General features: G+C 67.5%; 23 protein-coding genes and 2 pseudogenes. 18 read left to right on the top strand and 7 right to left on the bottom strand.

Annotated features, from left to right (window positions below):
- Positions 1 to 23: 23 nt before the first annotated feature.
- A complete protein-coding gene (locus K377_RS36315) occupies positions 24 to 596 on the bottom strand; it encodes a TetR/AcrR family transcriptional regulator (protein WP_111667900.1) in 573 nt (190 codons plus the stop codon).
- 108 nt (positions 597 to 704) lie between these two features.
- On the opposite strand from K377_RS36315, the gene K377_RS36320 reads away from it, so the two are divergent.
- The 3 genes from K377_RS36320 (at position 705) to K377_RS42915 (ending at position 3050) form a co-directional block, all read left to right on the top strand.
- Positions 705 to 1712 carry an NAD-dependent epimerase/dehydratase family protein gene (locus K377_RS36320; protein ID WP_111667901.1) on the top strand — a complete coding sequence of 336 codons (1008 nt, stop codon included), beginning with the start codon at positions 705 to 707 and terminating at the stop codon, positions 1710 to 1712.
- A gap of 79 nt (positions 1713 to 1791) precedes the next feature.
- Complete coding sequence (locus tag K377_RS36325) at positions 1792 to 2448, top strand: epimerase (protein ID WP_146614822.1); 657 nt, start codon at positions 1792 to 1794, stop codon at positions 2446 to 2448.
- A gap of 434 nt (positions 2449 to 2882) precedes the next feature.
- The gene (locus tag K377_RS42915) at positions 2883 to 3050 is read left to right on the top strand and encodes an ANTAR domain-containing protein (protein WP_375605990.1); all 168 of its coding nucleotides are present in this window, start codon (positions 2883 to 2885) and stop codon (positions 3048 to 3050) included.
- Between the two features lie 398 nt (positions 3051 to 3448).
- Here the strand turns inward: K377_RS42915 and K377_RS36335 are convergent, their stop codons facing one another.
- Together K377_RS36335 and K377_RS36340 are read right to left on the bottom strand one after the other, a co-directional pair.
- Positions 3449 to 4882, bottom strand: coding sequence for a lamin tail domain-containing protein (locus tag K377_RS36335; RefSeq protein ID WP_111667904.1), 1434 nt, complete (start codon positions 4880 to 4882; stop codon positions 3449 to 3451).
- A 614-nt stretch (positions 4883 to 5496) separates the two neighbouring features.
- A complete protein-coding gene (locus K377_RS36340) occupies positions 5497 to 5715 on the bottom strand; it encodes a hypothetical protein (protein WP_111667905.1) in 219 nt (72 codons plus the stop codon).
- Between the two features lie 429 nt (positions 5716 to 6144).
- Here K377_RS36340 and K377_RS36345 point away from each other — a divergent pair, with 429 nt between their 5' ends.
- From K377_RS36345 to K377_RS36400, 10 genes are all read left to right on the top strand, one after another.
- Positions 6145 to 6618, top strand: coding sequence for a carboxymuconolactone decarboxylase family protein (locus K377_RS36345; protein WP_111667906.1), 474 nt, complete (start codon positions 6145 to 6147; stop codon positions 6616 to 6618).
- Between the two features lie 476 nt (positions 6619 to 7094).
- Positions 7095 to 7664, top strand: coding sequence for an SMI1/KNR4 family protein (locus tag K377_RS36355; RefSeq protein WP_111667907.1), 570 nt, complete (start codon positions 7095 to 7097; stop codon positions 7662 to 7664).
- Positions 7665 to 8406: 742 nt separating this feature from the next.
- Positions 8407 to 9006: a hypothetical protein gene (locus tag K377_RS36365; protein WP_111667909.1), complete on the top strand. Its 600-nt coding sequence runs from the start codon at positions 8407 to 8409 to the stop codon at positions 9004 to 9006.
- An 85-nt stretch (positions 9007 to 9091) separates the two neighbouring features.
- Complete coding sequence (locus K377_RS36370) at positions 9092 to 10261, top strand: hypothetical protein (protein ID WP_111667910.1); 1170 nt, start codon at positions 9092 to 9094, stop codon at positions 10259 to 10261.
- A gap of 647 nt (positions 10262 to 10908) precedes the next feature.
- Positions 10909 to 11661, top strand: a complete 753-nt coding sequence (locus K377_RS36375) for a hypothetical protein (protein WP_111667911.1) — start codon at positions 10909 to 10911, stop codon at positions 11659 to 11661.
- Positions 11662 to 11844: 183 nt separating this feature from the next.
- Positions 11845 to 13026, top strand: a complete 1182-nt coding sequence (locus K377_RS36380) for a cytochrome P450 (protein ID WP_111667912.1) — start codon at positions 11845 to 11847, stop codon at positions 13024 to 13026.
- 131 nt (positions 13027 to 13157) lie between these two features.
- Positions 13158 to 14519 carry an FAD-binding oxidoreductase gene (locus tag K377_RS36385; RefSeq protein WP_111667913.1) on the top strand — a complete coding sequence of 454 codons (1362 nt, stop codon included), beginning with the start codon at positions 13158 to 13160 and terminating at the stop codon, positions 14517 to 14519.
- A gap of 33 nt (positions 14520 to 14552) precedes the next feature.
- Entirely contained in the window at positions 14553 to 14864 is a 312-nt protein-coding gene (locus K377_RS36390; RefSeq protein WP_111667914.1) for an antibiotic biosynthesis monooxygenase, read from the top strand.
- Positions 14865 to 14866: 2 nt separating this feature from the next.
- Positions 14867 to 15277, top strand: a complete 411-nt coding sequence (locus K377_RS36395) for a hypothetical protein (RefSeq protein ID WP_111667915.1) — start codon at positions 14867 to 14869, stop codon at positions 15275 to 15277.
- A gap of 225 nt (positions 15278 to 15502) precedes the next feature.
- The gene (locus tag K377_RS36400; RefSeq protein ID WP_237551276.1) at positions 15503 to 16204 is read left to right on the top strand and encodes a VCBS repeat-containing protein; all 702 of its coding nucleotides are present in this window, start codon (positions 15503 to 15505) and stop codon (positions 16202 to 16204) included.
- 105 nt (positions 16205 to 16309) lie between these two features.
- Here the strand turns inward: K377_RS36400 and K377_RS36405 are convergent, their stop codons facing one another.
- From K377_RS36405 to K377_RS42545, 3 genes and pseudogenes are all read right to left on the bottom strand, one after another.
- The gene (locus K377_RS36405) at positions 16310 to 16801 is read right to left on the bottom strand and encodes a hypothetical protein (RefSeq protein WP_237551277.1); all 492 of its coding nucleotides are present in this window, start codon (positions 16799 to 16801) and stop codon (positions 16310 to 16312) included.
- Between the two features lie 940 nt (positions 16802 to 17741).
- Positions 17742 to 18596, bottom strand: coding sequence for an aminoglycoside phosphotransferase (locus tag K377_RS36415; RefSeq protein WP_111667918.1), 855 nt, complete (start codon positions 18594 to 18596; stop codon positions 17742 to 17744).
- Positions 18597 to 19342: 746 nt separating this feature from the next.
- Positions 19343 to 19776 (bottom strand): annotated as a pseudogene (locus K377_RS42545) (glutamate synthase-related protein); the annotation flags it as partial.
- 114 nt (positions 19777 to 19890) lie between these two features.
- Here K377_RS42545 and K377_RS36425 point away from each other — a divergent pair.
- From K377_RS36425 to K377_RS36435, 3 genes are all read left to right on the top strand, one after another.
- Complete coding sequence (locus tag K377_RS36425; protein WP_111667920.1) at positions 19891 to 20205, top strand: hypothetical protein; 315 nt, start codon at positions 19891 to 19893, stop codon at positions 20203 to 20205.
- 362 nt (positions 20206 to 20567) lie between these two features.
- Positions 20568 to 21251, top strand: coding sequence for a non-ribosomal peptide synthetase (locus K377_RS36430; protein ID WP_111667921.1), 684 nt, complete (start codon positions 20568 to 20570; stop codon positions 21249 to 21251).
- Between the two features lie 355 nt (positions 21252 to 21606).
- Positions 21607 to 21861 carry a hypothetical protein gene (locus tag K377_RS36435; protein ID WP_111667922.1) on the top strand — a complete coding sequence of 85 codons (255 nt, stop codon included), beginning with the start codon at positions 21607 to 21609 and terminating at the stop codon, positions 21859 to 21861.
- A gap of 535 nt (positions 21862 to 22396) precedes the next feature.
- On the opposite strand, the gene K377_RS36440 is transcribed toward K377_RS36435, so the two are convergent.
- Entirely contained in the window at positions 22397 to 22852 is a 456-nt protein-coding gene (locus tag K377_RS36440) for a GNAT family N-acetyltransferase (RefSeq protein WP_237551278.1), read from the bottom strand.
- Positions 22853 to 23225: 373 nt separating this feature from the next.
- On the opposite strand from K377_RS36440, the gene K377_RS36445 reads away from it, so the two are divergent.
- Positions 23226 to 23894 carry a hypothetical protein gene (locus tag K377_RS36445; protein ID WP_237551279.1) on the top strand — a complete coding sequence of 223 codons (669 nt, stop codon included), beginning with the start codon at positions 23226 to 23228 and terminating at the stop codon, positions 23892 to 23894.
- 135 nt (positions 23895 to 24029) lie between these two features.
- Positions 24030 to 24248 (top strand): annotated as a pseudogene (locus tag K377_RS36450) (integrase core domain-containing protein); the annotation flags it as partial.
- Between the last annotated feature and the right edge of the window lie 101 nt (positions 24249 to 24349).

A 24349-nucleotide genomic window follows, 5' to 3' on the forward strand; every position in this document is an offset into this window, starting at 1 on the left:
GGCTCCCCGAGGAGTTTGCGGGGTCAGGACGTAGTGGGCCGGATGCGCAGGCCGTCGAGGATGAGGTCCAGCAGGCGGGCGGCGCGGGGGGCTGCGTCATCGCCCGGGGGGATGCGCCACAGGACGCTGAGCTGCAGCAGTACGTCTTCCGCGTCGAGGCCCGATTTCAGTTCTCCCGAGGCGGCGCCGGCATCGAGGAGAACCGAGATGGCGCGCAGGAAGGGGCCGTAGTTTTTGTCGTCGAGCCCGCCGTTCGTCGCCGCGTGGATGACCTCGGAGACGCCGTATTTGAGTTTTCCGTAGTGGGCCACTTCCTCGAACCATCGGCGCAGGGCGTCGAGGGGCGGGAGTTCGGTGACGAGGGTGTGTGCGAGGTCGATGACCTTCTGGATCTCGTGGTGGTAGAGCTCGATGATCAGGTCCTCGCGAGTGGGGAAGTGCCGGTAGAGCGTGCCCACCCCCACCCCCGCCTGTTTGGCGATCGCCGTCATGGAGGCGCCCGACGACGCGGCGAAGGCCTCGCCTGCGGCGGCGAGGATGCGCGTCCGGTTGTTCAGCGCGTCGGTGCGCTTGGCGCGGGCGGTAGGCGGGGTCATGGCTGGTCCCATCGGTCCGGTTGCAAAGCGGAAGGGCTTCCGTTACGTTCGAGGAGAAGTACCGGAAGGGCTTCCGCTTAATTTTGTCACACCCTGTGGAGGACAGTCATGCCGGAAACGGTTCTGGTCACCGGAGGCACCGGCTACGTCGGCGGCTGGTGCATCGCCGAGCTGCTGCAGCGCGGCTACCGCGTACGCACCACGGTGCGGAGCCACAGCAAGGAACAGGCAGTGCGCGACGCAGTGGCCACGCAGACGGATCCGGGTGACCGGCTGGAGTTCGCTATCGCCGACCTGACCGCCGACGACGGCTGGGACACGGCCGTAAAGGACGTGCACTACGTCCTGCACGTCGCGTCTCCCATGGGCGGCGCGAGCACCGGCGATCCCGAGTCCCTCATCGCCCCCGCCCGGGACGGAGCCCTGCGCGTCCTGCGCGCCGCCGCCGAGGCCGGGGTACGCCGCGTGGTGATGACCTCCGCCGCGAACACCGCCAGCCCCTCCTCCTACGCCGAGGAAGGTGTCACCGACGAGACCCTGTGGACCGACCCCGACGACCCGACCCTGATCCCCTACCGCCGCTCCAAGACGCTCGCCGAGCGCGCCGCCTGGGACTACATGGCCACCTACGACGGCCCCACCGAACTCGCCACCATCCTGCCCGGCGCCGTCTTCGGCCCGATCCTGGCCACCAGCACCATCGGCTCCGTCGGACTCGTCCAGCAGATGCTCACCGGCACCATGAGCGGCGTACCCCGCATCGGCCTGGAGATCGTGGACGTCCGCGACCTCGCCGACATCCACATCCGCGCCCTGACCTCACCCCGGGCCGCGGGCGAACGCTTCCTCGCCACGGGCGAGTTCACCTGGATGCGGGACATGGCCCGCGCCCTCAAGGAGGAGCTCGGAGAGGACGGCCTACGGGTCTCCGACCAGGAGATCCCCGACGACGTCGTCCGCGCCAACCCCGCGATGGGTGAGATCGCCCCCGCGCTCGGGCGCCGCAACCGGCACAGCACGGCCAAAGCGCGCACCGTCCTCGACTGGACACCGCGCCCGGCCCGCGAGAGCGTGGTCGACTGCGCCCGCAGCCTGCTCGCCCACGGCGCCGCATAGAAGGCGCAGAGTGCCGGCCCGGCCTGGCCCCACCGTCGTACCCACCCATGGATGAGGGAAGCGCCCAGTGCACGTACTCATGCTCGGCGCCACCGGCATGGTCGGCCACGGCATGCTCCATGCCTGCATCGCTGACGACAGCGTCGACGCCGTCACCGTCGTCGCCCGCCGCAAGCCTGCTCTGACCCACCCCAAGGTCCGTGTACTGCTCCACCAGGACTTCACCGACCTGACCCCACTCCGTGAAGAACTCCAGGAGGTCGACGCCTGTCACTACGCGATCGGCACCTCGTCCGCAGGTGTCACGGAAGCGGACTACACACGTGTGACCCGCGACTACGCCCTCGCGGCAGCGCACATCCTCCTGGAAGCGGGCAACAGGCCGGCCTTCATCTACGTCTCCGGACGCAGCGCCGACAGCACAGGGAAAAGCTCAGTGATGTGGGCGCGCGTCAAGGGCGCGGCCGAAAACGCACTCCTGGCCCTTCCGATGCGCACCCACATCCTCCGGCCCGGCTACATCCGTCCCCTCAACGGCGCCCGCGCCTCCTCTGCTTCGGCACAGGCGTTCTACACGCTGACCAGTCCACTCTTCCCGGTGCTGCGCCGGGTATTTCCCGACTGGGCCACGTCGACCGAGGCCATCGGGCGCGCGGCGATCGCCCTCGACCATCCCGAGAACACGGAACCCGCCATCCTGACCAGCCGTGACATCAACCGGCTTGCCGGCATGTGACCTCATGCATCCGGCACGCCGTAGGGGTATCGCCAGCATCTGGAACCTGTGGAGTTCCCGCGCTATCGGGCACGGGAGGGGCGCGGGTGCCTCCTGATGTGTGCAGCCCTGTGGAACTTCCGCTCGCGCCAGGGAACACTGGTTTGTGGACTCGTCCGTCTGCTGGTTGTGGGAGGAAGAGCGTGGATGATGCCGTTGATCCGACTCAGCCTCTCTCAAGCGAGCGGGCCCAGCAGGACTCGGAACCCGTCAGAGCGCGAATCATCGAGATGCGAACCTGGGTAGCGGATCTGCGGGTCAGGGATCGCGAAATGCGGTCTCTGGCTGTGGAGATGAGGCTCATCGCGCAGGACATGTGTCGGCGGTGCTCTGAGCTGACCGATGTCTCCTGTCCCTCCGGTCGGGGGACGCGTCCCGATGCCGAGTTGAACGCCATGGTTGATCAGGCAACCGGCGTCGTTTCCGCGAAACTGGGCTGTGCAATCCCCGAGGCCCTCGCGCACCTCCAGGAGATGAGTCACAGGCAGGGGCAGACTCTCGGTGTCGTCGCTCATCATGTTGTGGAGACCAAGAACGTGAGCCTCGGTGGGCCGAGGCCCTGATGCCCATGCCCGCGCGCTTGGTGCGTGCTCGCCCTGGCCCGGCCTGGCCTGGCCCGGCTCGCTCAGGCGTGGCCCGCCCGCCACCGTGCCGGGCGCAAGGTCGCCGACGCGATGAGGCCACCATGGTCCCGCTGCTGGCCGCGGGCCTCCTGACCATGGTGGCCTCCCAGCTCCCCAAACTCGGCGTCTCGCGAACGTGGCTTGTGGCGTGCCGTTCCAGGTCCTGTTCCTGCTCGTGATGGCACCTGCGGGACTCGCGGTCAGCCGCCCTTCTGCTGTCGCCTCGACCGCGGCCCAGCGAGCCGTGGACGCCGTGGACGCCGAGGGCGGCAACAGGGCGAAGCCCCGGACCGTTCACCGGTCCGGGGCTTGGTCACCTCACATGTCTTATCAGCGGTTCAGCAGGTGATGGTGCCCCGGCGCAGGGCGTGGCCGCCGTCGTTGGAGTCGTCGGACCAGTAGACCGGCTTGGATCCGGACACGCACTCGTCGGCGCCGGCGACGGAGAAGCCCTCATTGTTGTAGTTCGGCATACCGGTCGGGCGGTTGTAGACGGCGGTGGTGGTGAAGGCGCCGCTGGCGTTGATCTTCAGGGTGCGGTGCTGGCCGTCGCAGGTGTCGTCACACACTGCCCACAGCCGTGAAGCCTGGGGCTCCCACTGCAGTTCCATCACCCCCGACATGCCGCTGCTGAACGAGGCCACGCGGGTGAAGGTGCCGGAGTCGGCCAGAACGTAGCCGTAGATCATGCCGGTGCCCTCGACGCCGACGAAGAACACGCCGCTGTTGTGCGCGGCGTAGCGGGCCGGGTCGTAGGCCGCGCCGGTCGAGGCGTCCTTGAACCCGCCGCTGGTCAGCGCGGTGTCCGGGATCCAGGTGATCCCCTCGAGTCCGAGGTTGGAGCCGGTCGAGGGCAGATCGGAGGTGAGGTTCCACTCCTTGGCGGCGGTCAGTGACGAACCGGAGCCGCTGACGTCGTACTTGAGGACCGACAGCCGGCTGGTGCCGGAGGCGTCGCCGTTGCGCTCGCTGGCGACGAATGCTCCGCCGGCCGAACCGGCGCCGGTCAGGGTGACGCCCTCACTGTCGGGGCTGCCCGACCCGCCGGGGAAGCGCAGGGTCTTGCCGGAGGACCAGCTGCCTGCCGTGTCGGGCTTCCAGTTGGCGGAGCCGTCACGGACCAGACGCCACAGCTTCCCGCTGTTCTGCGCGCCCCACAGGACGTTGCCCTCCTGGTAGAGGCCGCTGAGGTCCTCGCCGAAGACCTTGGAACCGTCCGCGGTCGTCACACTGCTGCCGCCGGGCCACGCCACGGGCGACGTCGAGCCACCGCCACCACCACCGGTTCCGCAGCTGTTGGCGCTGCCCAGGGTCAGCGTGGCCACCTGCTTGAAGGCACCGGTGCCGTCCGCGCAGCGCGACCACGAGGCGTCGGAGTGGTCGCTCCAGGAGAAGCTGTCGACCAGCGTCGTGCCGTCGGCGAGGTAGAGACGAGCCTCATCCTTCGAGCCGAGGCCGAATTTGCCGCTGACGTCGAACGCCCGGAACGCGCCCGGGGCCAGCGTGGTTCCCGAAGCGATCTTGTACGAGTGGCTCTTGTCGTCGTCCTTGAGGATCCAGCCCGAGACGTCCACTGTGGCGGCGCCCTTGTTGTACAGCTCGATCGAGTCGTTGACGTCTCCGGTGGTGACGACCTCGTTGACCCGGACGTCGTCCGCCGCGGCCGCGTGGGCCGCGGGGACACCGGTGAGCGCGCCCGCGGCGATGAGCGGTGCTGCGACGAGGAGACGGGAAAGAGCACGACGCCGACGGCGAACGGGCGATGCGGTCACTGGTGTCCATCCTGAAGTTGTCGGGGGCAAGGTGGGCAGGGCCGACGGTCCCGCCCCGCACCGAACGGAACTCCTCCACCCAGGGGGACAGCCTGCGAACGGTTGGCGAAATCCAACGGACCGGGCCCAGGACGGAATGGGCCCGGACGCGTCACGTGCCCACTGACACTCCGCCAACGTGTCAACAGGTACGGCCGTTCACCCAACAGCCCAGAGCTGTCGTCGGCCTGCTTCCAGGCGGGCAACTCATCGCCCCTGGGGCGTCGGTGGGGCATCACGGCGCGGTGCTGTGCGAGCGTGGTCAAGCAGCGCGAGCCGTGTGCTTGCATCTGGCCTTCGCGGGCGGGACGACCTGGGAGAAGTCCCGGCGGCTGGCCGGCACGAGCGTGCGCGGCGAGGACCTGGTGCCGACCGCCGCCGCTCCACAGCAGAGCACCCTCGACCCGGTCCGCGAGGCGAGACTGCGCGCGGAGCAGGCACTCGTCGGCGCCAACCGCCGCTTCGGACCGGGCGCGGTCGGCCCTGCAACCCTGCTTGGCAAGGCCTTCTATGGGGGCAACTGCGTAGCCACGGAGTACACCAACACCAGTACAAGGCCGAAAGCCATCATCCAGCTACTTCGAGGTGCGCTTCTGCGTCCAGTCCCGTTCCCCGAGCCGCCGGATCCGCCAGTTCGGCAGGGGATGACGGGCCTCCCTGGTGAGGAAATACATCATGTCGATCTGCATGCGCCGAACATCCGCCTTGGGCACGAGCAGCTCGTCCCACTGGTTGTAATGGGCCTTCAGGCGAATCCGATCGTCGGAGATGCGTTCCAGGCTGCAGCTCTCCACCCCCAGCCAAGTCTCATCGTCGGCCTCGATCCTGAGCCACTGCAGGAGAACCTCCGGCGCCGCCCAGTCCGGCCCGCATTGGGCAACGAACTCCTCCGCCGCTCAGCACAGCACCTGGGACGTGCCTTCGGGTGGGCTGATGACAGTGGCGCCGTATGCGGGAGCCACACGATGAGGTGCTCCGTCCTCGTCCGTGCCGGCCGCAGGGATCTCCTCGAGGCCGAAGATCGCATGATCGTGTTACGAGCTCATGATCCACGCCGTGCTGTACTCGGGCGGTCAACCTTCTGGGGCCGACGGCGGCTCTATGGGTGAGGCCACAACTCGTAGGTGCGCGGGGCGATGCCCGTCAACTCAGCTGTCACATTGCAGCGTTGGCCGGTGTCTTATGCACGACCGACCGGCCACCACCGTATGAAGGAGCCCGCCATGACCGCACGACTGAACCTGCTCGGCAACCCGGCAACGACCGCAGCCCGGGCCGCCCGGCATTTCGGCGCCGCAAGCCAGACCATCCTCAAGGAATCGACACTGCCGGCCGGCACACAGCGGCTGGTGTTGTTGCGCGTCAGCCAGATCAACGCCGACGGGTACGCCACCGACGTATGGAGCAAGAACGCGGCAACCGCCGGGGAGGAGGCGACCCGCATCTACCTGGTGGCCGCTTGGCGCGAGTCCACGGTGTTCAATCCGGCCGAACGTGCCGCGCTGGAGCTGGCCGAGCAGGGCAGCCGCATCGCCGACTCCTCCGGCGGTGTCACCGACGAGGCCTGGGCCGAGGCAGCCGCCCACTTCGACGAGGACCAGTTGGCCGATCTGGTGATGTTGATCTCCCTGATGAACGCAACCAACCGGATGGCCGTCCTGATCGGCCAGCGCGGCGGCGCCTACCAGCCTGCCTGAGGCCCAGGCTGTGCCTCGCATTCGAGGCCCTTCGGACGCTAAACAGGTTCCGTGCAGGCATAGTTGGGTTGAGCGAAGATCACTTCGGCGCTGTCTCGGAAGAGGTCGTGGACGGTACGGCCGTCTTGAAAGTAGTCGGCGATTCCCACGGATGGTGGGGTGTTGTGCGGCGAAGGCTTTGCCGTCGAAGCCGTCGAAGCCGTCGAAGCCGTCGAAGCCGTCGAAGCCGTCGCGACCGGGGCGGGGCGACTGCTCTTCCAGGACGCGGCCGAAGATGAACCGTTGTCGCGCGAGCACGACCGGGCGGGCTTGCCGCAGCTCGCGGGCGGCCTTGCGTTCCAGGGCGGAAGAGGATCTCGGAGCGGAGGGGAACGTACGCTCGAAGTATCATCCCTGCGAGGCTGTCCGGCGGCTGCTTCCCCACCTCCGCAGTGGCGTGGCCGGACGGAGAAACCCCTGTAGAGAGGCAGAGGGCGATGAGTGTGGCTGAGAGCTGGTCGCGTGTGATGAGTCTTCTACGGGAGCACGCGCCGGCCGATCACGCCGATCTGCCGGGGCCGGCTACGGAGCAGACGCTCGCGGCAGCTGAGGAACGGATGGGGATCTCCCTTCACGGGGACCTGCGGACGTGGCTGTTGCAGAACAATCTGGATCTGCCGGAGGAAGACGTCGACGATGACGTGATGTGCTGCGGCTTCGACGGGTTCCCCGACGAGGGAAGCTTCTTTCTGGGCATCCGGGCGATGGAGAGGCTGTACGCGAACCGCTCCAGGCCCGGTGGATTCGACCCTCCGGATCAGCCGGAATACCCGTTCTGGCGTAATGAGTGGATCCCGTTCCTGTCGGACCAGGACGGCTGGACGGGAAAGTTCGTCGATGTGCGGGACGGGCGCGTCGGCAGATGGTTCGTAGGGGAGCCCACTGTCACGGGCCAGTTCGAATCGATGGCCCGGTACTTCGACTCCGTGGAGGAGATGCTGACGAGGATCGCCGACGGACGCTGGCCGGTCTGTCGGTTCACCGAAGGCCGACTTGCATGGTCGTGAGATCGCTCGTTGCCGGATGACGGCCGCTGCCGATCCGTCCTCGCCCTGGAACAGCGATGAGATGCATCAACGCTGACGCTCCACGATGAGGACGGCCACGACGCGGGCGGTCCTGCGGTTGGGACTGCAGCCCTGCCCGACCGGCAGTCTTGTGTCGGGCTTGGCTTCGGACATGGCCTGACGGACGAGGTCGGTTAGCGCCTCGGGGGGGGGCAAGCCGGAGGCGCGGACGCCGGAGGAGAGCAATTGCTGGATCTCACTTCGGGGCAGCCAGTCTGCGCTGTCGCCGTCCCGCACAGGCACAGCGGCCGTGGCTGCAGCGCCGTCCCGGGCTTGCCCACCGGTGCGGGCACGACTTACAGCGTGCCGACAGTGGCCGGATCGACGCCGACGAAGCTGTCCAGGATCTCTTCGTTGTGCTCGACGCCAGTCTCGTCCTTCTCTGGGCACTCGTGCCCCCGGTTCTCTTACGGATGTCCCAAGGATGCAGGTGGGTCCCGAGAAGCTCGGATGGAAACGAGCGGTACAGCGGTACAGGAGATCAAACTGGACTCGGGCTACGCCAGCACGGTCCGCGTCCGTGAGGGCGGCACTCTCCGGGACCTGTGGTCGGTTTCGTTGGCAGGAGAGGCGGCGCCCCACCCGCACCCTCGTCACGTCACAGCAGTGTCACATCGTCTCCGCAGCCCTCACCTGTACCGGATGATGCATCGTCAGCACAGCACATCCCAGAAGGGCGACCATGCGTACGCGCGCCACCGTCAGCTTGATCGCTGCCGGACTGATCCTCGGCCTTACCGGCTGCAACAGCAACGTCCCCGAGGCGTCGGACAAGCCTGGCGACCGAGAGACCACGCCCTCGGCCGCCAAGTCTCCTGCGACGAAGCCCAAGAGCGACGCACCGCTCAAGCTCCGCGCCGGCACGCACTGGAGCGACACCGACAACGACGGCAGCCACATCAGCGGCACCACGACAGCCCTCAGCTACATACAGCCCGCCACGGGGGTGGACCTCCCCAACGAGGCGGCTGACTTCAAGAACCCCACATGGGCCGTACTTGAAGTCAAGGTGTGCGCTGACGACAGCAGCACGTCCGTGCTGGTCGCCCAGGACCCGTGGGCCCTCGGCTTCGCCGACGACACCCGGTTGGATGCCCCGAGCCTCTCCGGCAGCGGCGTTCCCAAGCCCGAGTATCCCACCGGCAACGGCGCCCTGGTCAGGGCCGGTACCTGCCTGCGCGGAAAGATCACTTTCTCGCTGGAACACGGAACCCGGCCGGCCACAGTCATCTACGCGCCCATGGGCCGAGACCCGATCGAGTGGGCCGTCCCGAAGGTCTGAAGAGGCGGCGCCTGTGGCCGGCAGCCGAGGCATTGTCCGTGGGTGCTGGCAGGGTGCGTGCATGACAGATAGCGAGAGTGCCCGCATGACACGCGTCCTGAGCGGGCTGCCAACACCGGCTCGGAAACTGTTGGTGGAGACGGACTGGGCTTCTCACCGGCACGCTTACGGCTCCGGCGAGGACATACCAGCCTCCCTGTGCTCCCTCGTGGACGAAGATCCCGAGGCCCGGTCCGCGGCGCTGGCCGCATTGGACACAGGCGTGCTGCATCAGGGCTCGCTGTACACGGTCACTGCACCCGCGGCGCTGTTCGTCGCGGCGATCCTCGACCATCCCATGGGTCTCGCCGAGCACGAGGGGCACTTCCCCTGGGACGACGGTCCACCACGCAGCCTGCTGGCCGCCCTGCTCAGCTGGCTGGGGCAAGTGGCCGAGTCGGCCGCCCATGGGGAGGACCCGTCGCGTGACCGAGCCAACTGGGAATGGCAGCCCTGGCACGAGGAGTGGCGAGGCGAGCGCGACCCCGAAGGGCTCGCTGCAGTGCAAGCGTGCCGGGGTATCCGGCCCGTCCTGTACGACGCCGTCGAACCGTTCCTCTCCTCCACGGACCCCCACATCTGGGAGACCGCGCTCGGCGCCGCAGTACCGCTCCTATTCGCTCCGGAGCTCGCCCACCGGGCACCACGCGCAGCCGCGTTGCTGCGGGCCCGATTGAGCACCATGACCGGCCGGCGGGAGCGAGCCGCCGGAGCGCGGGCGCTGAGTCTTTGGGGAATGGACACCTCCGACTTGCTCGTCGACACCGACCCGGCCGTGCGGGTCTGCGCCGCGCTCGGTCCCGTCCGGGTCGATCGGCCGCGCGCTCTCGCTGTGCTCCTCGATGCGCTGCGGGACTCACGCGCGACGGACGGCTGGTTCCCCGAGCCACTGTGCGGGGTCGACGGGTGGTTCCGGTTCACGGTTCTGCGTTCTGCACTCGACCTGGCTGCATCGTTCCAAGAGGTGGCACCGGTGGCGATCGCCATCGTGGCAGCCGGCCACAGTTCCGTCGTCGACAATGAGCGCGGGCCGATCCTGTTCGCAGCCTTTCCCGGTGGCTACGACCCTGCCCACTCGCTCACCTCCGACCAACGGGCCCTCCTGCAGGCGTTCGTGGACACCGACGATGCGACGGGCAGCATTCGCGGCAACTGGTCGTGGTTCCGCGCAGCAGGGCTGCCGGAGAACGGGGAAGGCATCGCTGCACTGTTGTGATGCGGTCCGCCCCCGCGCCCTGCACTCATGACGTTCCTGGTACCGATGCGGCTGTGCGCTCGGCCTCCTCCAGCCAGTCGGTGTACCAGGGACGCGGCGAGGGGATGCGTTCGCGCCGGTGATGGTGAAGTGGGGTGCAGCCTGTCGACGGTGGCGGGGGAGTGTCTGGCGTGGGGTCGAGTGCGGTCGTGTGCGGCTCACTGCATCGGCTCTCCGGTGGTCAGGGCGCCGACGAGGCGAGATACGTTCGCGTCCGTACGACATCGACGCGCCTGCCGTGAAGGCGAGCAGTGAGCCGGGCGCACGCGCGCAGAACGTCACGCCTCCTGCCTCGCCCGCGGACACCGTCGCGTTCTTTCGCGCAGGCGCGGTCCACCCCGAGACGCGAAGGCCGGAAACTGACGAGATGTGCGGTCCTGCCTTCGCCCCGGCACCGGGAGTTCCGACAGAAGATGTGCCCGGACGCCGAAGGTTGTGACCTTCTTGTGCCCGTGTGTCCCGCGCGCTCGGCAGGGGTGTCATCACCTTGTAACTGCCCTTCTTCACGATCACCGTAGGCGGGCAGGGTGGTGATCGACCGAGTGTCCGGCCGAGTCGCGAAATGAGTCGGCCGACCTACATCAGTGACACCCACGGGGAGCCCCCACATGCTTCGCACCCATCGCAAGACCGTCCTGGCCGCCGCCCTTATTGCGACAACGGCCGTTCTCACCGCCTGTCAGGACGGAGACGCCGAGGGTGAGAAGGCGAACACCCCCAGCTCCTCGGCCTCGGCAACGAGGGAAATCTCCGGCAGCGACGACAAGGCTTCCGGCGGTGATGAAGAACAGACCGACAGCGCCACCGGGAACATGTCCGACGGCAAGAAGGTGACCGGTACCTGGTTCGGCACGGTTTCCTATCTCGCCCCCGGCAAGTTCACCGTCTCCGATCTGAAGGACACCGAGCAGCAGTTCTTCACCTCCACCGACACCAACATCCAGGGGGCCGGGAAGATCTGCGGGGACGCGTCCGGCCAGGCGGCCACGCCCTGCAGCGAGGACGACCTTGAGGCCGCCGCCAAGGACGGAGTCTCCGCCACGGTCAAGCTCAAGAACGGCATCGCTGTCAGTGTCATAGAGGATCACTCCGGCAACAATGACAAGACATCGGGCCTGTGGAGCGGCAAGCTCGCGTATCTGGCTCCGGGGAAGTACTCCGTCGTGAACGACGAGGGCGAGCGGGCGTTCGTCACCTCCACCGCCACCGTCATCAACGGGGCGGGCCTGATCTGCGGCGACCGTGAACAGATCAAACGGTGCACCGAGGACGAGCTCGAGGCCGCCGCCGAGAAGAGCGTCGACGTCGTCGTCAAGGTCGAACGCGGCGTCGCCGTCACCATCGACGAGAACCACAACTGAGCCATCGTCGAAGGCCACTGTGGTGGGAGATCGAGCCTCCGACGGACCTGGCGACTGCTTGCGCCGTCACTCTCGGGCACGGCCGGTGGATCAGTCGTGGCGAGGTTCGTTCGCTCTTGGCGCTTTTGGGCACCAGTGACTGTGTCCGAGCGGTACCCCGTTGCACCGTCCTCTGGAGGATTGTTGCCCGGCATACCTGTCAGCGACGTCGATCTCTACACCGAGTCCGCGCGCATCGACCCCTACGCAATCTATGACGAGCTGCGGGCACTTGGACCCGTGGTGCACCTGTCCCGCTACGACATGTACGCGCTGCCCCGCTATGACGAGGTGCGCGCCGCGCTGATGGACTGGCAGACGTTCTCGTCAGCACACGGTGTGTTCGTGGACCGGGAGGTGAACGCACAGCTGGAAGGGATCACGCTGTGCAGTGATCCGCCCGAACACACGGAAATGCGCACGGTGTTGGGGCGTCCGCTGCGGGCAGACCGGATGCGTGAGGTGACTCCGCGCATCGAGACCGAGGCAGGCAAGGTCGTCGAGCGTGTGGTCGGCCGGGGCCGGTGCGAGGTCGTCACCGAGCTGGCGGAGTACCTCCCCATGACCGTGGTGTCGGATCTGGTCGGTCTTCCGGAACAGGGGCGGGAGAGGATGCTTGAGTGGGCCGCCGCGATCTGGAACACCCAGGGCCCCGCCGACGAGCGTGCCGCCGCGGCGGGGCCTGCTGTCGGCGAGTTCCTGTCGTTTGCCATGAACGACGCCGTGCCCGGGAAGATCCACCCCGAAGGCTGGGCCGCGCAGCTCTACGAGGCCGCCGACCGCGGCGAGATCGCGCCCGACAAGTGTCCGATGATGATGCTCGATTACGTCACTCCGAGTCTGGACACGACGATTCTCGCCATCGCCAACACAGTCGCCCTGTTCGCCCGGAACCCCGATCAGTGGGACCTGCTGCGCGAGGACCGATCGCTGATTCCGCACGCGATCAACGAGTCGCTGCGCTTTGAATCACCGGTGCCCCAGTTCAGCCGGTTGCTCACCGAGGACCATGAGATCGGGGGTGTCGAACTGTCCGCCGGCTCCCGCGTCGCGCTGCTCTACGCCTCCGCCAATCGCGACGACCGCCACTATCCGGATCCGACGCGCTTCGACATCACTCGTCGTCCCTCGGACCATCTCGCGTTCGGGCGGGGCGAGCATGTGTGTGTCGGGATGCACCTCGCCAGGCTGGAGATGAGCTCGCTCCTGGAGCGGCTCGCCGACCGGGTCGGCCGCTTCGAGATCCTTGAGTCCAGGCCCGTGATCAACAACGGCCTGCGTGGGTTCGACTACCTGGATGTGGCGTTCGAACCGGCGGCCGCTTAGGACCGGCATCCGGCGAAGATCCCGGCCGGTGCTGCCCCGAACATCGAATCCCGGTTCCCCGGCCTTCCTGGCCTTGAGTCGCAATTAACAACGTGGTCAGTTGGACCACCGGGCAATGTCGAAGGAGGACTATGACGTCCGCGCAACCGATCGATGAACTCGCCCGCCGTCTGGGCGAGCGGTTGAAGGCCGACCGCCTTTTCCGTCCCGGTGATCCGTCCTATGCCGAGACGACCACACTGTGGAACGGTGCGGTGACTTCCCGACCGGCCCTGGTCGTGCGGCCCCACACCGGTGCGGAGGTCGCGGCCGCTGTGACTTCCGCGAGGGAGTCAGGCGTAGGCGTGTCCGTACGCGGAGGAGGACACGACTGGGCCGGCCGTGCGCTGCGCGGCGGATTGGTGATCGATCTGGCCGGTATGCGTGACGTGCGGGTGGAGGGAGACATGGCTGTCGTCGGGGGAGGAGGGCGTGCCGGTGACGTCATAGCGGCGGCAGCTCCGCACGCCATGAATGTCGCTGTGGGAACCGCCGGGGCCGTGGGAATGGCCGGACTCTCCCTGGGCGGAGGCTACGGTCCCTTGCTCGGTACGGCCGGGCTGGCCGCCGACAACCTTCTCGGAGCGGACGTCGTACTCGCCGACGGCCGGCTCGTGTCGACGGAGGACGACCCCGAACTGCTCTGGGCCCTTCGTGGCGGCGGCGGAAACTTCGGCGTGGTCACCTCCATGCGGGTTCGTCTCCATCCCGATCGCGGGCTTGTCGGCGGCATGGCAGTGTTTGCCTGGAAGGAGGCGTCGACGGTGCTGTCCCGTTTCGCGGAACTCATCGCTGACGCGCCCGACGGACTCACTCTCCTGCTGGAGATGACCGTCGCCCCCGGAATCGGGCCGTGCCTGGTCGTCGTGCCGGTCTGGTCCGGTGACCCACGCCAGGCCGATGCCGCCATCGCAAAAGTCATGAGCCTCGGTACGCCGATCACCACCAGCGTCGGGGCGACCACCCAGAAAGACCTGTGGGGACAGTTCGACCAGAGTGTGCCCCAGGGCATGCACTGGGATCTGCGAACCCGCAACGTCGCCGAACTCTCCACCGGGGTGATCGACCTCCTGACAGGCTGGGCGGACACCCGCCCCGGACCAGGTGCGGGGATCGGACTACGACAATTCCACGGCGCCGCCACGCGTGCGGGCGCTGACGACAGCGCCTTCGGCCTGCGCGCCAGCCATGTAGCCGTCGAGATCTCGGCGGGCCGCTTGCCCGATGAGGAGTCAGCCGCGTACACAGGCTGGGCCGACGATGTCAGCAACGCCCTCGCAGCCGTCTCTCTGCCAGGGGGCTACCCCAACTTCCTGCTGTCGGACCAGAAGGAACAGATCGCACACGCCTACGGTGCCCATTCCGAACGCCTCGCCAAGGCCAAGGAGTTCTACGACCCCGCGCACATCTTCACGGCAACGCCGCTTCCCGGCCGTGACGCGCTGAACATCTGAACGCGAGCAGAGATCGAGTCGGAAGGAGAACGTATGGCTGTCTGGGAGATCGTTCGGATCGTGGTGCCCGAGGGTAGGCAGGAAGAGTTTGAGGCGGTTGTCCGATCGCACCTGCCACTCCTCGACGAGGAGAAGGGCTGCCTCGACGCCAAGCTGTTCCGGGCCATCGACAAGGAGGGAGTCATTCTGCTGTGCGTGCAGTGGGAGTCGGTGGAGTACCACACCGAGGTCTTCGCCCAGACCGAGGCGTTCGTGAAGTTCTCCAGCGCCATGGCGCCCTTCTTCGCGGAGCCTCCGGAGGCATTCCATGCCGATGCCATCATTGACGGATTCCGATCTGCTTGACCGTGAGACGCATCTTCTGGGTCGTTCTGGTGTCGTGTGCCGCAGCAGCCTTTGTAGTGCCGCTGCGGCTTGCGCTGGTCGCCAACCGCGAGTACGTGCAGGGCTATTGGGCAACGGTCACCGACGGCAAGGAAGAGGGCGACTTTGCCTGGAAGAGCCCCGCAGGCCGCACGAGGCGGGGCCCGATCGAGGGCGAGCCGGCGGACGGGGTGTGGGACGAGGAAGGCGTCGGGACCAGCGATATCACCGGTGACCGGGTGTGGGTTGCACGGGCCGGGGACGCGCATCGTGTGCCGCCGCCCCGGTCCCGCATGGTGGTCGGGTACGGGGGCGCAGGATTGGTCGCCGGGGTCGCCTGCTACGTGGTGTGGGTGAGGAGAGAGGACCGGCGCGTTGCGGCCAGTGCGTCCTGAAGGTCTGGCCGGTCGCGCTGGACCGAGCCGTCGGATGACCTCGGTGCGCCCCCGCCTCGTCGGACCCGTACATCTGTTGCCCGTGTGCGGATCATCGGTGTGCAACGCGTGGGCGGCGCCCGTCGGTGCCTGTCGGGGGAGGCTCGTTGTGGAGCGAGTGGAACCCGGCGGGGCCGGGCAGGCGCGGTAGCGGAAGCAACATCACGAAAGGACGGTGCGGTCGGCATGGCAGCGCGCATACGCCGGACATTCGCAGCAGGCGCACTGGGGATCGCTGCGGCCGGAGCCCTGAGCGGGTGCGGCGGCGAGGAACGCGCTGATGGGCACGATTACGCGACAGCCGTTGAGCATCCATGCGCGACCCTGCACGGCACCCTCTTGCACACCGATGTCGATGGGGACGGCATGGCCGACACCGTCAGTGATCCCAACCGTCGTAGCGACAGGACCAGCGTCACGTTCGCCGACGGAACGGGCATCACACCGGGCGCCAGAGCCGCGCCGAAAGGCTCCGGGCTTGAGGCCGTCTCGACGTTCGGCGACTTCGACGGGGACGGACATCTCGACATGGCCATCGCGGCGGGCACACCGGACACGGTCGATGACCCGGCCCCGGACGCCGGAAGGGTGCACCAGGTCATCTGGGGACCGCTTGGCAAACACCTTGACGGGAAGGCCACCAGCCAGATCACATTGGCCTCAGGCCAGTTCGTCCACGGGCTGCGCTCCTCCGACGGCGATCACGACGGACGCGCCGAACTCTCTGTGTTCCAGAACGGGGGCGACGGCACGGTGAACCGCTATCCGGCCGTGTTCCAGGGCCGCACTGTCAAGGCGGTCAAGGCCGACGGAAACCTGTACGACTTGGCGCACTGGCCCAAGAAGTTCAAGCCGGGCTGGGCAGACGTCGGAACCTGCAGGAACTGACTCCCCGCAGAGACGGCACCTTGCCGGACGGCCGGCAGGCGTGGCGCGCGGAACTGCTTTCGACAGAAGCCCGCGAGGTGCGTCACGCCCATGGGCGCAACCTCCTTAAACCTTGGGCACTGCCCACTCGATGGGATCATGACCTGCGTGTGTGTACACGACCGTGCTGGGGCGCGTGCCGTGCTCCAAGGAGAAGGTGATCTTGCCTGCCAGACAGGTGCCGGCCGTGACTGGAATGCCGTCACCAGTGGGGAACTCAGGCTGGGGTACGCCGCTGCCGGACAGTAGCGGGGCGTTGAGGCGTGAGCCGTCGGGGAATTCAAGTGCCCACGGGGTCTGGGCAGCGAGGATCGGTGTGCTGCTGACGTCGGCGCAGACCCGTACTTCGAGGATTGCCCACGTGGGGTTCTTGAAGTCGGTGGCCTCATTGGGAAGGTCGAGTCTGGCGGGCTGGGTGTACGAGAGCGCGGTGAAGGTGCCGCCGATGGGGCTGCCGTCGATGTCGGTGTCGCTCCAGTGGCTTCCCGTGCCGAGTTTGCGGGTGCCGGTGAGCTGATCCGTGGCTGTTGTCGAGGCTGCGGGCTTCCTGCTGTTCATGTGCGTTGCAGTGGGTGTGGGCGTGCTGGTACTGCATCCGGTGACGGTGTGGAGCAGAAGTCCAACGGCGAGGAGGCCGGTGGTAGCGCGTGCGTGCACGAGTCCTCCTGAGATGTGCCGTGGTGATGCTGTCCGATTTCCAACCTCTGTTCAGTGAGTGCGATTTGGATGGACCTGCAGAAAGGCGAAGCTCCTGATGGATGCCTCTTCCGCCCGAATGCCGTCGCGGTCGCCGCGGGGCACAGTGCGCCAGCGTGCGCTCCGGGATGCAGCAGCGAGTCGGTCACACTCCCACTCCTCCCACCGGGCCCGCCATGCCGGTATCCCGCCCCGTACGCAGATGGAGCGCGTCCTCAACCCTCGCTAGCCGCAATGGTGTTAGGGGTGACTATGGTGCGGGCCGGCCTCGTTGTCACTGGGGTACGAGAAGAGCGAAGCGAGCCGTCACCGCACGCGGCGATTGTGTCCTCGTTCCCCGAAATGCGGCGCTGACCCATGCCCGATCTTTTGAGGCCTGCAAGTCCTACGTGCGCATCGGTGGCCTGAACCATCACGCGTCGCATTGCACGCGCATGCGGCGGCAGGGAGGACACCGCCCCGATCCGCTTGAGCTTGCCTGTGTTTTCCTGCGTGCCGCTGAGGACTTGGGATGAGTGAGTGCCCTGAGCACCGGCAAGGTCTCAACTGGTTCACGGTCCAGGAGCCCAAAGGCAACGGGGCGTGTGTGGAGGGGGTGCTCCTGGGGGAGGGAAGCGTAGCCGTGCGCTTCAGCAAAGACCGTGACACCTGGCCGTTCATGAGGGGCGGTCATGGCTGGTCCCGCCTCGTTCAGAGTGCCGGGGCGGGCCTCTTCGGCTCTGCCGGCTGAGCTGGCCGCGCGCCCTGCCACCACTGCGGCGCGGCCTTGAGCCCACAGCTGATGTGCTCAGGACCCGCTCGCTCAGCTCCCTCCTGCCCCGTGACGCCGGAGGACGACTCGTGCCACCGCGTCAGCGGCCCGCACGAAGCGTTCCGCCTCACCCGGCGCGGCCTGCGCCCGCGGCCGCACGCTCTCGCTGTGCGCGACGAGGCGGAAGATGAGCGCGCGCACCAGCATCTGCGGCCAGTCGGGGTGCTCGTGGGCGGCCAGGAGGCCGTATGGCAGGCCGAACCACAGCAGGCCGTCCGCGATCACGACGGCCTCGGCGAACAGCGGGGGTCGCCAGTACGGGGAGAAGTCGATGACCGCGGGCGCCCGGCCCGGCGCGAGCAGGACGTTGCCGGTGAGGTCCCCGTGGACGAGCTGGGCTGCCGCCTGGTTTACCGGGTGCCTCAGGTCCAGCAGGGTCGACAACGGTGCTGCGAGGTCGTCGACCACTTCGGCCTCCAGCTCGCCCCACGCCACCCGGTCGGCCACCGCCCAGGGATGCGACCGCCGGTCGAGGAAGTCCGGCCTGGGCATCCCGCGCAGCGCGGCGTGGAAGGCGCGGCCCGCGTCGAGTACATCGCCCCAGCGGCCCTGCGGCCCGGCCCTGCCCAGCACGAACCCACTGGCCATCCAGCCGTCCACGACGCAGCGGCCGTCGGCGGCCCGCAGCGGCGGCGGAACGCGGAACCCGCCGTCCCGCGCCAGACTCTCGAACAGCGCGGTCGCCCACTCGACCTCGTCGTTTGCGCCCTCCGCGGGCTTGAACACGTACCCGCCGACGAGAACGCTGCGTCCCTGCCCACCGGCGAGCGGGACGGCCGAGCCCGTGACGCCGAAGGCGTCGAGCACGGCGGGAGGCGGGACGGCGTCACTCGGCAGCTCGCTCACGCCCCTCATCCTGCCGACGTCCCCGGCTCGGCGCACCTCGGTTTCCCCGCGCCACCACGAGCAGCGGGCGGGCGCCACGTCACACTCAGGCACCCAGTGCCGCCTCGGCCCGCAACAGCCTTAGCCCAAGCCGGACTTCGAGTGGCCCGGCCTAAGCCTGTCGGGGCCGAGGAGTTCGTACACCACGGGGTGGCTGTTCTGCACGGCCAGCGGCGACCAGCTCGAAGAGCGGCCGTTTACCGGCTCTGCGTCGTGACCGGTCCGGACACGTGGTCCGCTGGCGGTCCCAGTTGGTGATTGAGAGGGGGAGCGCCGGGCACTTACGGGGCCGCTGCAACTAATGAGGGCCGCCCGCCGTCGACGACGCCGGTGTCCCTCGAACTGGAACCGGTTCGCTGGAAGTTCGCGTACCTTGAATCGCCCCGAAGCATTCTTGATCTCCTGCTGGTGCACCCCTAAAGGCTGTCGCTGTCCAGCGGCTGCCGCGAGCGCACGCTCGCCGAGTCCGAGTCGCTGTTCCATCAGGCAGGACTCAAGTGTGCCAGGACAGGCGGTCCGCGTCGCTCGTCCACGTCCTGGAAGCCGTGGTCCTCTGACGCCCCACCGTCGGACTCCCTGAGTCTCGCAGCAGGCCGATGGGCACGGGCCCGGGAAGGCACGCCAGGCAAGTGGGCGGACTCCAGCTGCCGAAGTCTCGTCGACGCAGGATGCTTCAGCGAGTGGGGGAGCACCCCGGGCCCTTCACGAGTGCGCAGAGCGGTGATCTCGTCGGCAAGCGCAAGCCTGCCCCAGCCGTCTTCATAGCCGTAGACGCTCGCCAGCGTCCGGATCTCATAGCCACCGTTTACGATCTCGATGTCCGTGGGCGTGATGAGCGACGGGTGGGCGCTGTAGACCGCCGCCGACCCCGTCTGCAACTCGTCTCGGACGTGCGCAGATGGGTCGCGGCGTGGTGGTCAGCCCTCGACGGTGCGTCGATCCCGCGAGAGAGCCACGGGTCATGGAAAGCGATGCCCGTCGGGCACTTGTCGGTGTGGCACTTCTGCCCCTGGACGGAGGCTGATGGAAAGCATCGCCTCACGCCCGACTGATCATGTCGGCGCCGCGGAGGAGACCATGACGTCTTCGGGAACTCCCAGCTTCCCGAGCCGATGCACGTGACATCGCCGCTCAGCCCCCGCCTGTTCGGCGTCACACCGTCCAGCAGAGCGCACGGCTCGGGACGATCCCCCCCCGCAGCAGTGCGGCGTGCGGACGGTTATCGTCTCCAGGCACCGGCGACGGAGGGGGACCGATGGGGCGTAGCACCATGCCGATAGAGAACCGGGGCAGCGGCAAGCTCTGTCTCTTCATCGAGCCGCAGTGCGAGGACTACTGGATGGAACCGGGGGAGGAGTTCACGGTCCGTCCCGCGGCGGACGGGGCGGACGTCTGGTTCGGCACTTCTGTTGCAAAGGGCTGCGTCACCGTGTGGCTGTACGAGGACGGCGACCCGAACAAGGTCGTTCTCGACTGTGCCGTCGTCGACGCGAGCGGTACCCGACTGGCCTCCGGACATCAAAGGCCCCCCGGTCAACGCTGGTCGGCGGCCGACCCGATCATCGACTGAGTCCTCGATGAACGCACCGCACATCCGAGAAGGGCTGAGGCAGTCATGACGGAGATCCGTCCGCGGTGGCGACCATCGGGTCACTGGGGTAGCGCGAGTCGAGCGGGACGCGCTCGTGGAGCCGGACGGTGTGCTGGACGTTGCAGCGATCTGCGGGCAGCTCGTCCGGGACCCGGAAGAAGCTGTCCGGCGGGGTGCCGCGGAGGTCTCGACGTGGGTGGACGGCACGAGGTGCTGATGTGAGTCGAGTGGCCTGTGGGCTGATCATCCAGCCGTCGCGTGGGGTGCCCGGCGTTCGTTGAAGCTGCCGTCGCGGAGCATCTCGAAGAGCACGTCGGCTCTGCGACGGGCCGATAGCACTGTTGCCGCTGGCGCAGCTCTACACACGGGACATCCCCGACCTGCACACGCCCGCCGGCACGGATCTGCTCCAGGTACTGTGGTGTCCTTTTGACCACCCGCCGAAAAGCTACATGCCCAGGACCGTGTTGTTCTGGCGGTCCGCAGCCAAGGTCGCCAACGTGCTGGCCGCGCCCCCGGAGCCGCCCGCGGTGCAGCGCGCAGACTACCTGCCCGAGCCATGCCTGCTTCTGCCGGAGCAGGTCACCGAATACCCCAACCCCTTGGAACTGAGCAAAGAATTGCGGAGCCTGGTCGGGGACTGGAGCAGATGGGAAGCCGCCAGTGACATCGTGGACAGCTGTAACGCGTCGTATCCGAGCGAGTTCTACTCGACCAACCTCTCCGTCGCGCCCGGCTGGAAGGCTGGCGGCTGGGCCTCCTGGGGCCTGACCGACCCGATCCCTCAGTCCTGCCCTGCATGCGACACCGCGATGAACCCTCTGCTGACCATCGCCACTAACGAATGGGACAGCAGTAACCACAGCTGGATCCCCTATGAGATGCAACGATCCGTAGCGCCCACCCGGGCAGGCGAGTCTCGTCCGAATCAGCCGACAGCCATCCAGATCGGCCGCGGTTACAAACAGCAGCTCTACGTCTGCCCAGCCTCACCCGAGCACCCCCACACCGAGCTGATGCAGTAGACGCCCAGCAGCAACCCGTCGCACGACAACCGATCCGCTGTGCGCCGGACGGCCCGCTGGCGACGTGCTTGAGGAAGTGCTCAACGAGGTCCAGACAAACGTGCTCAGTTGAAGGTCGCTGACGACGTCCCCGTCAGCTGCGATGACACACGGACGCCGTGAAGCTCGGCAACGGCGGCATCGACGACACATGCGCCCATTGCCGCACCATCCTGGAGGTCGAAAATCTTGGTCTCGTCTCCGACCTGCGGGAGAAAACCGCCCTCTGGGCTACCTGTAGGCGAGTAGCCCCCGGCCGATATTTCCGGCAGGGGACTCAGCGTGTCCATAGAATCCTGCTTCAATGAAGAGACGCGTGCAATTCACCGAGCAGGTTGTGCGGTTCCGTGACTACATGCCGGTCGCGGACCGGGAGAAGTTCCTGCGTCTCGTTGCCAGGATCGCAGTCGAGCCCGAAGGTGCCGACAGCTACCTTGCCTACACGAGCGACGCTGTGACACGCGAGGCCTGGGACGACCGCGTGATGGTCCACTATGTCGTGACGAGATTCTTCGTGGTCGTCATCGAGGCCGACATCTACGACGCGTCGCGTGGCTTCAACGAGGTGTAGTCGGGCACGCGAGGGCCCTATCATTGGTCGAGGCCTTTGTCGTGGGCGCGAGTGTGGAGCGGATGATCCACCGGCCCAGCACATCACCAGGTGGGCTCGTTCCTCATACGTGGCTGGGTAGTTTCCCGGATACGCCGACACTGGCGCGGAGGACGCGGCGGCGATGCTGACCGTCACTGGTATCGAGACTCTGTGGGAATCTGATGTGCCCATGTGGGCCTGTGTGAGGGGCAGTTGAGGGCAATGAGCCTTTCGAAACCCGCGAAGCACGATCTCCTCGCGCTCGGCGTCTACGTGGCGGGGGTGGTGTAACTCCGTTCCGCTGCCCATCCTCCGATGAGCGTGGCTCCTTTGGAGGGAGGCCAGAGTCGGGCGCTTGGTGATCCGAGCGCGCAAAGCCGATCGGGCAGATGACGCAAGGCAATGGCTAGCCCCCGGAGTCTTCTGTGGGGCCGAGTGGCCCGTGACGCGGCAGAGCGTGCGCAGCGGCGAGGGGCGGTGCGCCGACCGCTCCTCCTGTGCGACAACGCCGTTGTCAGGGGCGGTAGTTGCACTCCGCGATCGTTGAGTGCTTGTTCCAGCCCAATGTCTCGTACGGCGCACGGCCCGCGTGCGTCGCGCCGAGAACACCCGTGTCCGTACCCCGGGCCAGGGGCTGGTCGGCGGGTGTGCGCATCGCGAAGCTGTCCAGGCCGCGCCGCTGGTGAGTCTCCGCGGTCACCACTCGGTCCACTCCCGAGGCGTCGCCGAGGATCGTCGCCCGTCCCTGTTCGGCTGGCGTGCCCGCCTCGTCCCGCATACGGACATGAACGACGTCGTGGAGGGACCCGGCGTCCACGCGGTATCCCTTGGGCGTGCGCGGTGTCGTTGCGATCAGGTCGGCGGCCGAGAGATGACCGGTTCTTTCCTGGGCCGTCACCCATCCCGGCGACAGCCTGGGTTCAATTCCCCCGGGCTCATCGGGCATCTTCATCCAGGTCCGCTGGGTCATCACCGAGACGGCTGCGATACGGACAACCGTTCCTCGGTCTCAGGGAGCACGTGACGTCCCACCTCGGCGGGATTGTCGGCCACCTCTACGAAGCAGCCCCAGGGTTGTTTGACCGGTGGAGGCGTTCGCCGTGACGGTCCAGCCGCCCGTCCCCCATGTCCCGACCGTGTTGGCAAGCGGACGGACAGCACCCGATTGCGAGCGCCGTGTGGTCCGGAACCGGCGCGGAGCCCTGCTGCACCGCACGGCCACGTCCCCGCATGTCGCTCACGGCAGAACCCGTCACGGAACCAATCGACGAGAAAAGTGATCATGCATATACGAAGTGAATAGCGCAACGCTGTTCGAGAACGGGGGCATTGAGTTCATGTTCATGGTCCGTCCACCGCGGGCCGGCAGACTCGCGGTGGCGATACTGGCGCTCGCCGGGGTCACCGCAAGCGTGCTGATCGGCCGGGAAGGGCTGCGCACCGTGGTGGGCTGCGGCCTGGCCAATGACCCGTACGCGTCTCAGACCGCGGAGGACTGGAAGGCGGGTGCGGACCACGTGGTGGTGGCCCTGCCGGTCTCCGAGCGAGAAATCAACCGGAAGGACTTCGACAAGGGGCCCGTGCGGTACACGGTCGACCGGTCGGTGACGTTCCGGAAAGAGAAGGTGCTGTGGTCCGCTGACACTCCCCGGCACGGGATGGGGAGCGCCTTCGACATGACCGCCCCCGGCTGGTCGACGTACCGGAACGGCAATCGGGTCAAGCGCACCGCTCCGGACGCACCTCGGCTGGAGACAGGTCACGCATACGTCCTTGCCCTGCGCTGGGACGCCGGCCAGTGGATCGTCCTCGGAGAGGGTGCCGCCGTGCCGTTCGACGAGCATGTGGTGGGGCGAGGGGAGTGGTGCGGCCGGGTGCTGAACGAGGACGACTTCGCCAAGGGTGAGCAGTTCTCGCCACGGGATGACCCCAGTCTGGAAGAGACGGTGCGTGGCCAGGACGAAGACGCCATCGCCCGCGAACTCGTGAAGGCGGGCGGCAAGAGGCCATAGAGCTGACCGGTGCCCGGCGCCGGTTGCTCCGCCGCGCGGTGATGTTCACCGTCACGATTCGGGCCAAAGGCCCGGGCAGGCCCTGGCCTCGCCTGGAAAGACGCCTTGGCCGACCTCGACGCGAGCGGCCGCCTCACCCGCGCCTGCCGTCCGCAGACCAATGGCAAGGTCGAACGCTTCAACCACGCCCTCCTCGACGAATGGGCCTACCTGCGGCCCTACACCTCCAACACCGAACGGACAGCAGCCCCGGCAGACTTCCTCCACAGCTACAACCACCACCGCTGCCACACCGCACTCGGCGGCCAGCCACCCATCACCCGCGTCAACAACCCTGCGGGTCGCTACACCTAGGCCGTGCGGTGGCGGTTTGCGTCCCGAATCAGCACACGACGCCGACTCATGGTAGACGTCTACAGCTGTATACTTGTTGTCAGAGGTACACTTCCCCAGTT

The sequence above is a fragment of the Streptomyces sp. PsTaAH-137 genome (genome assembly GCF_003259365.1).
Lineage (GTDB): Bacteria > Actinomycetota > Actinomycetes > Streptomycetales > Streptomycetaceae > Streptomyces.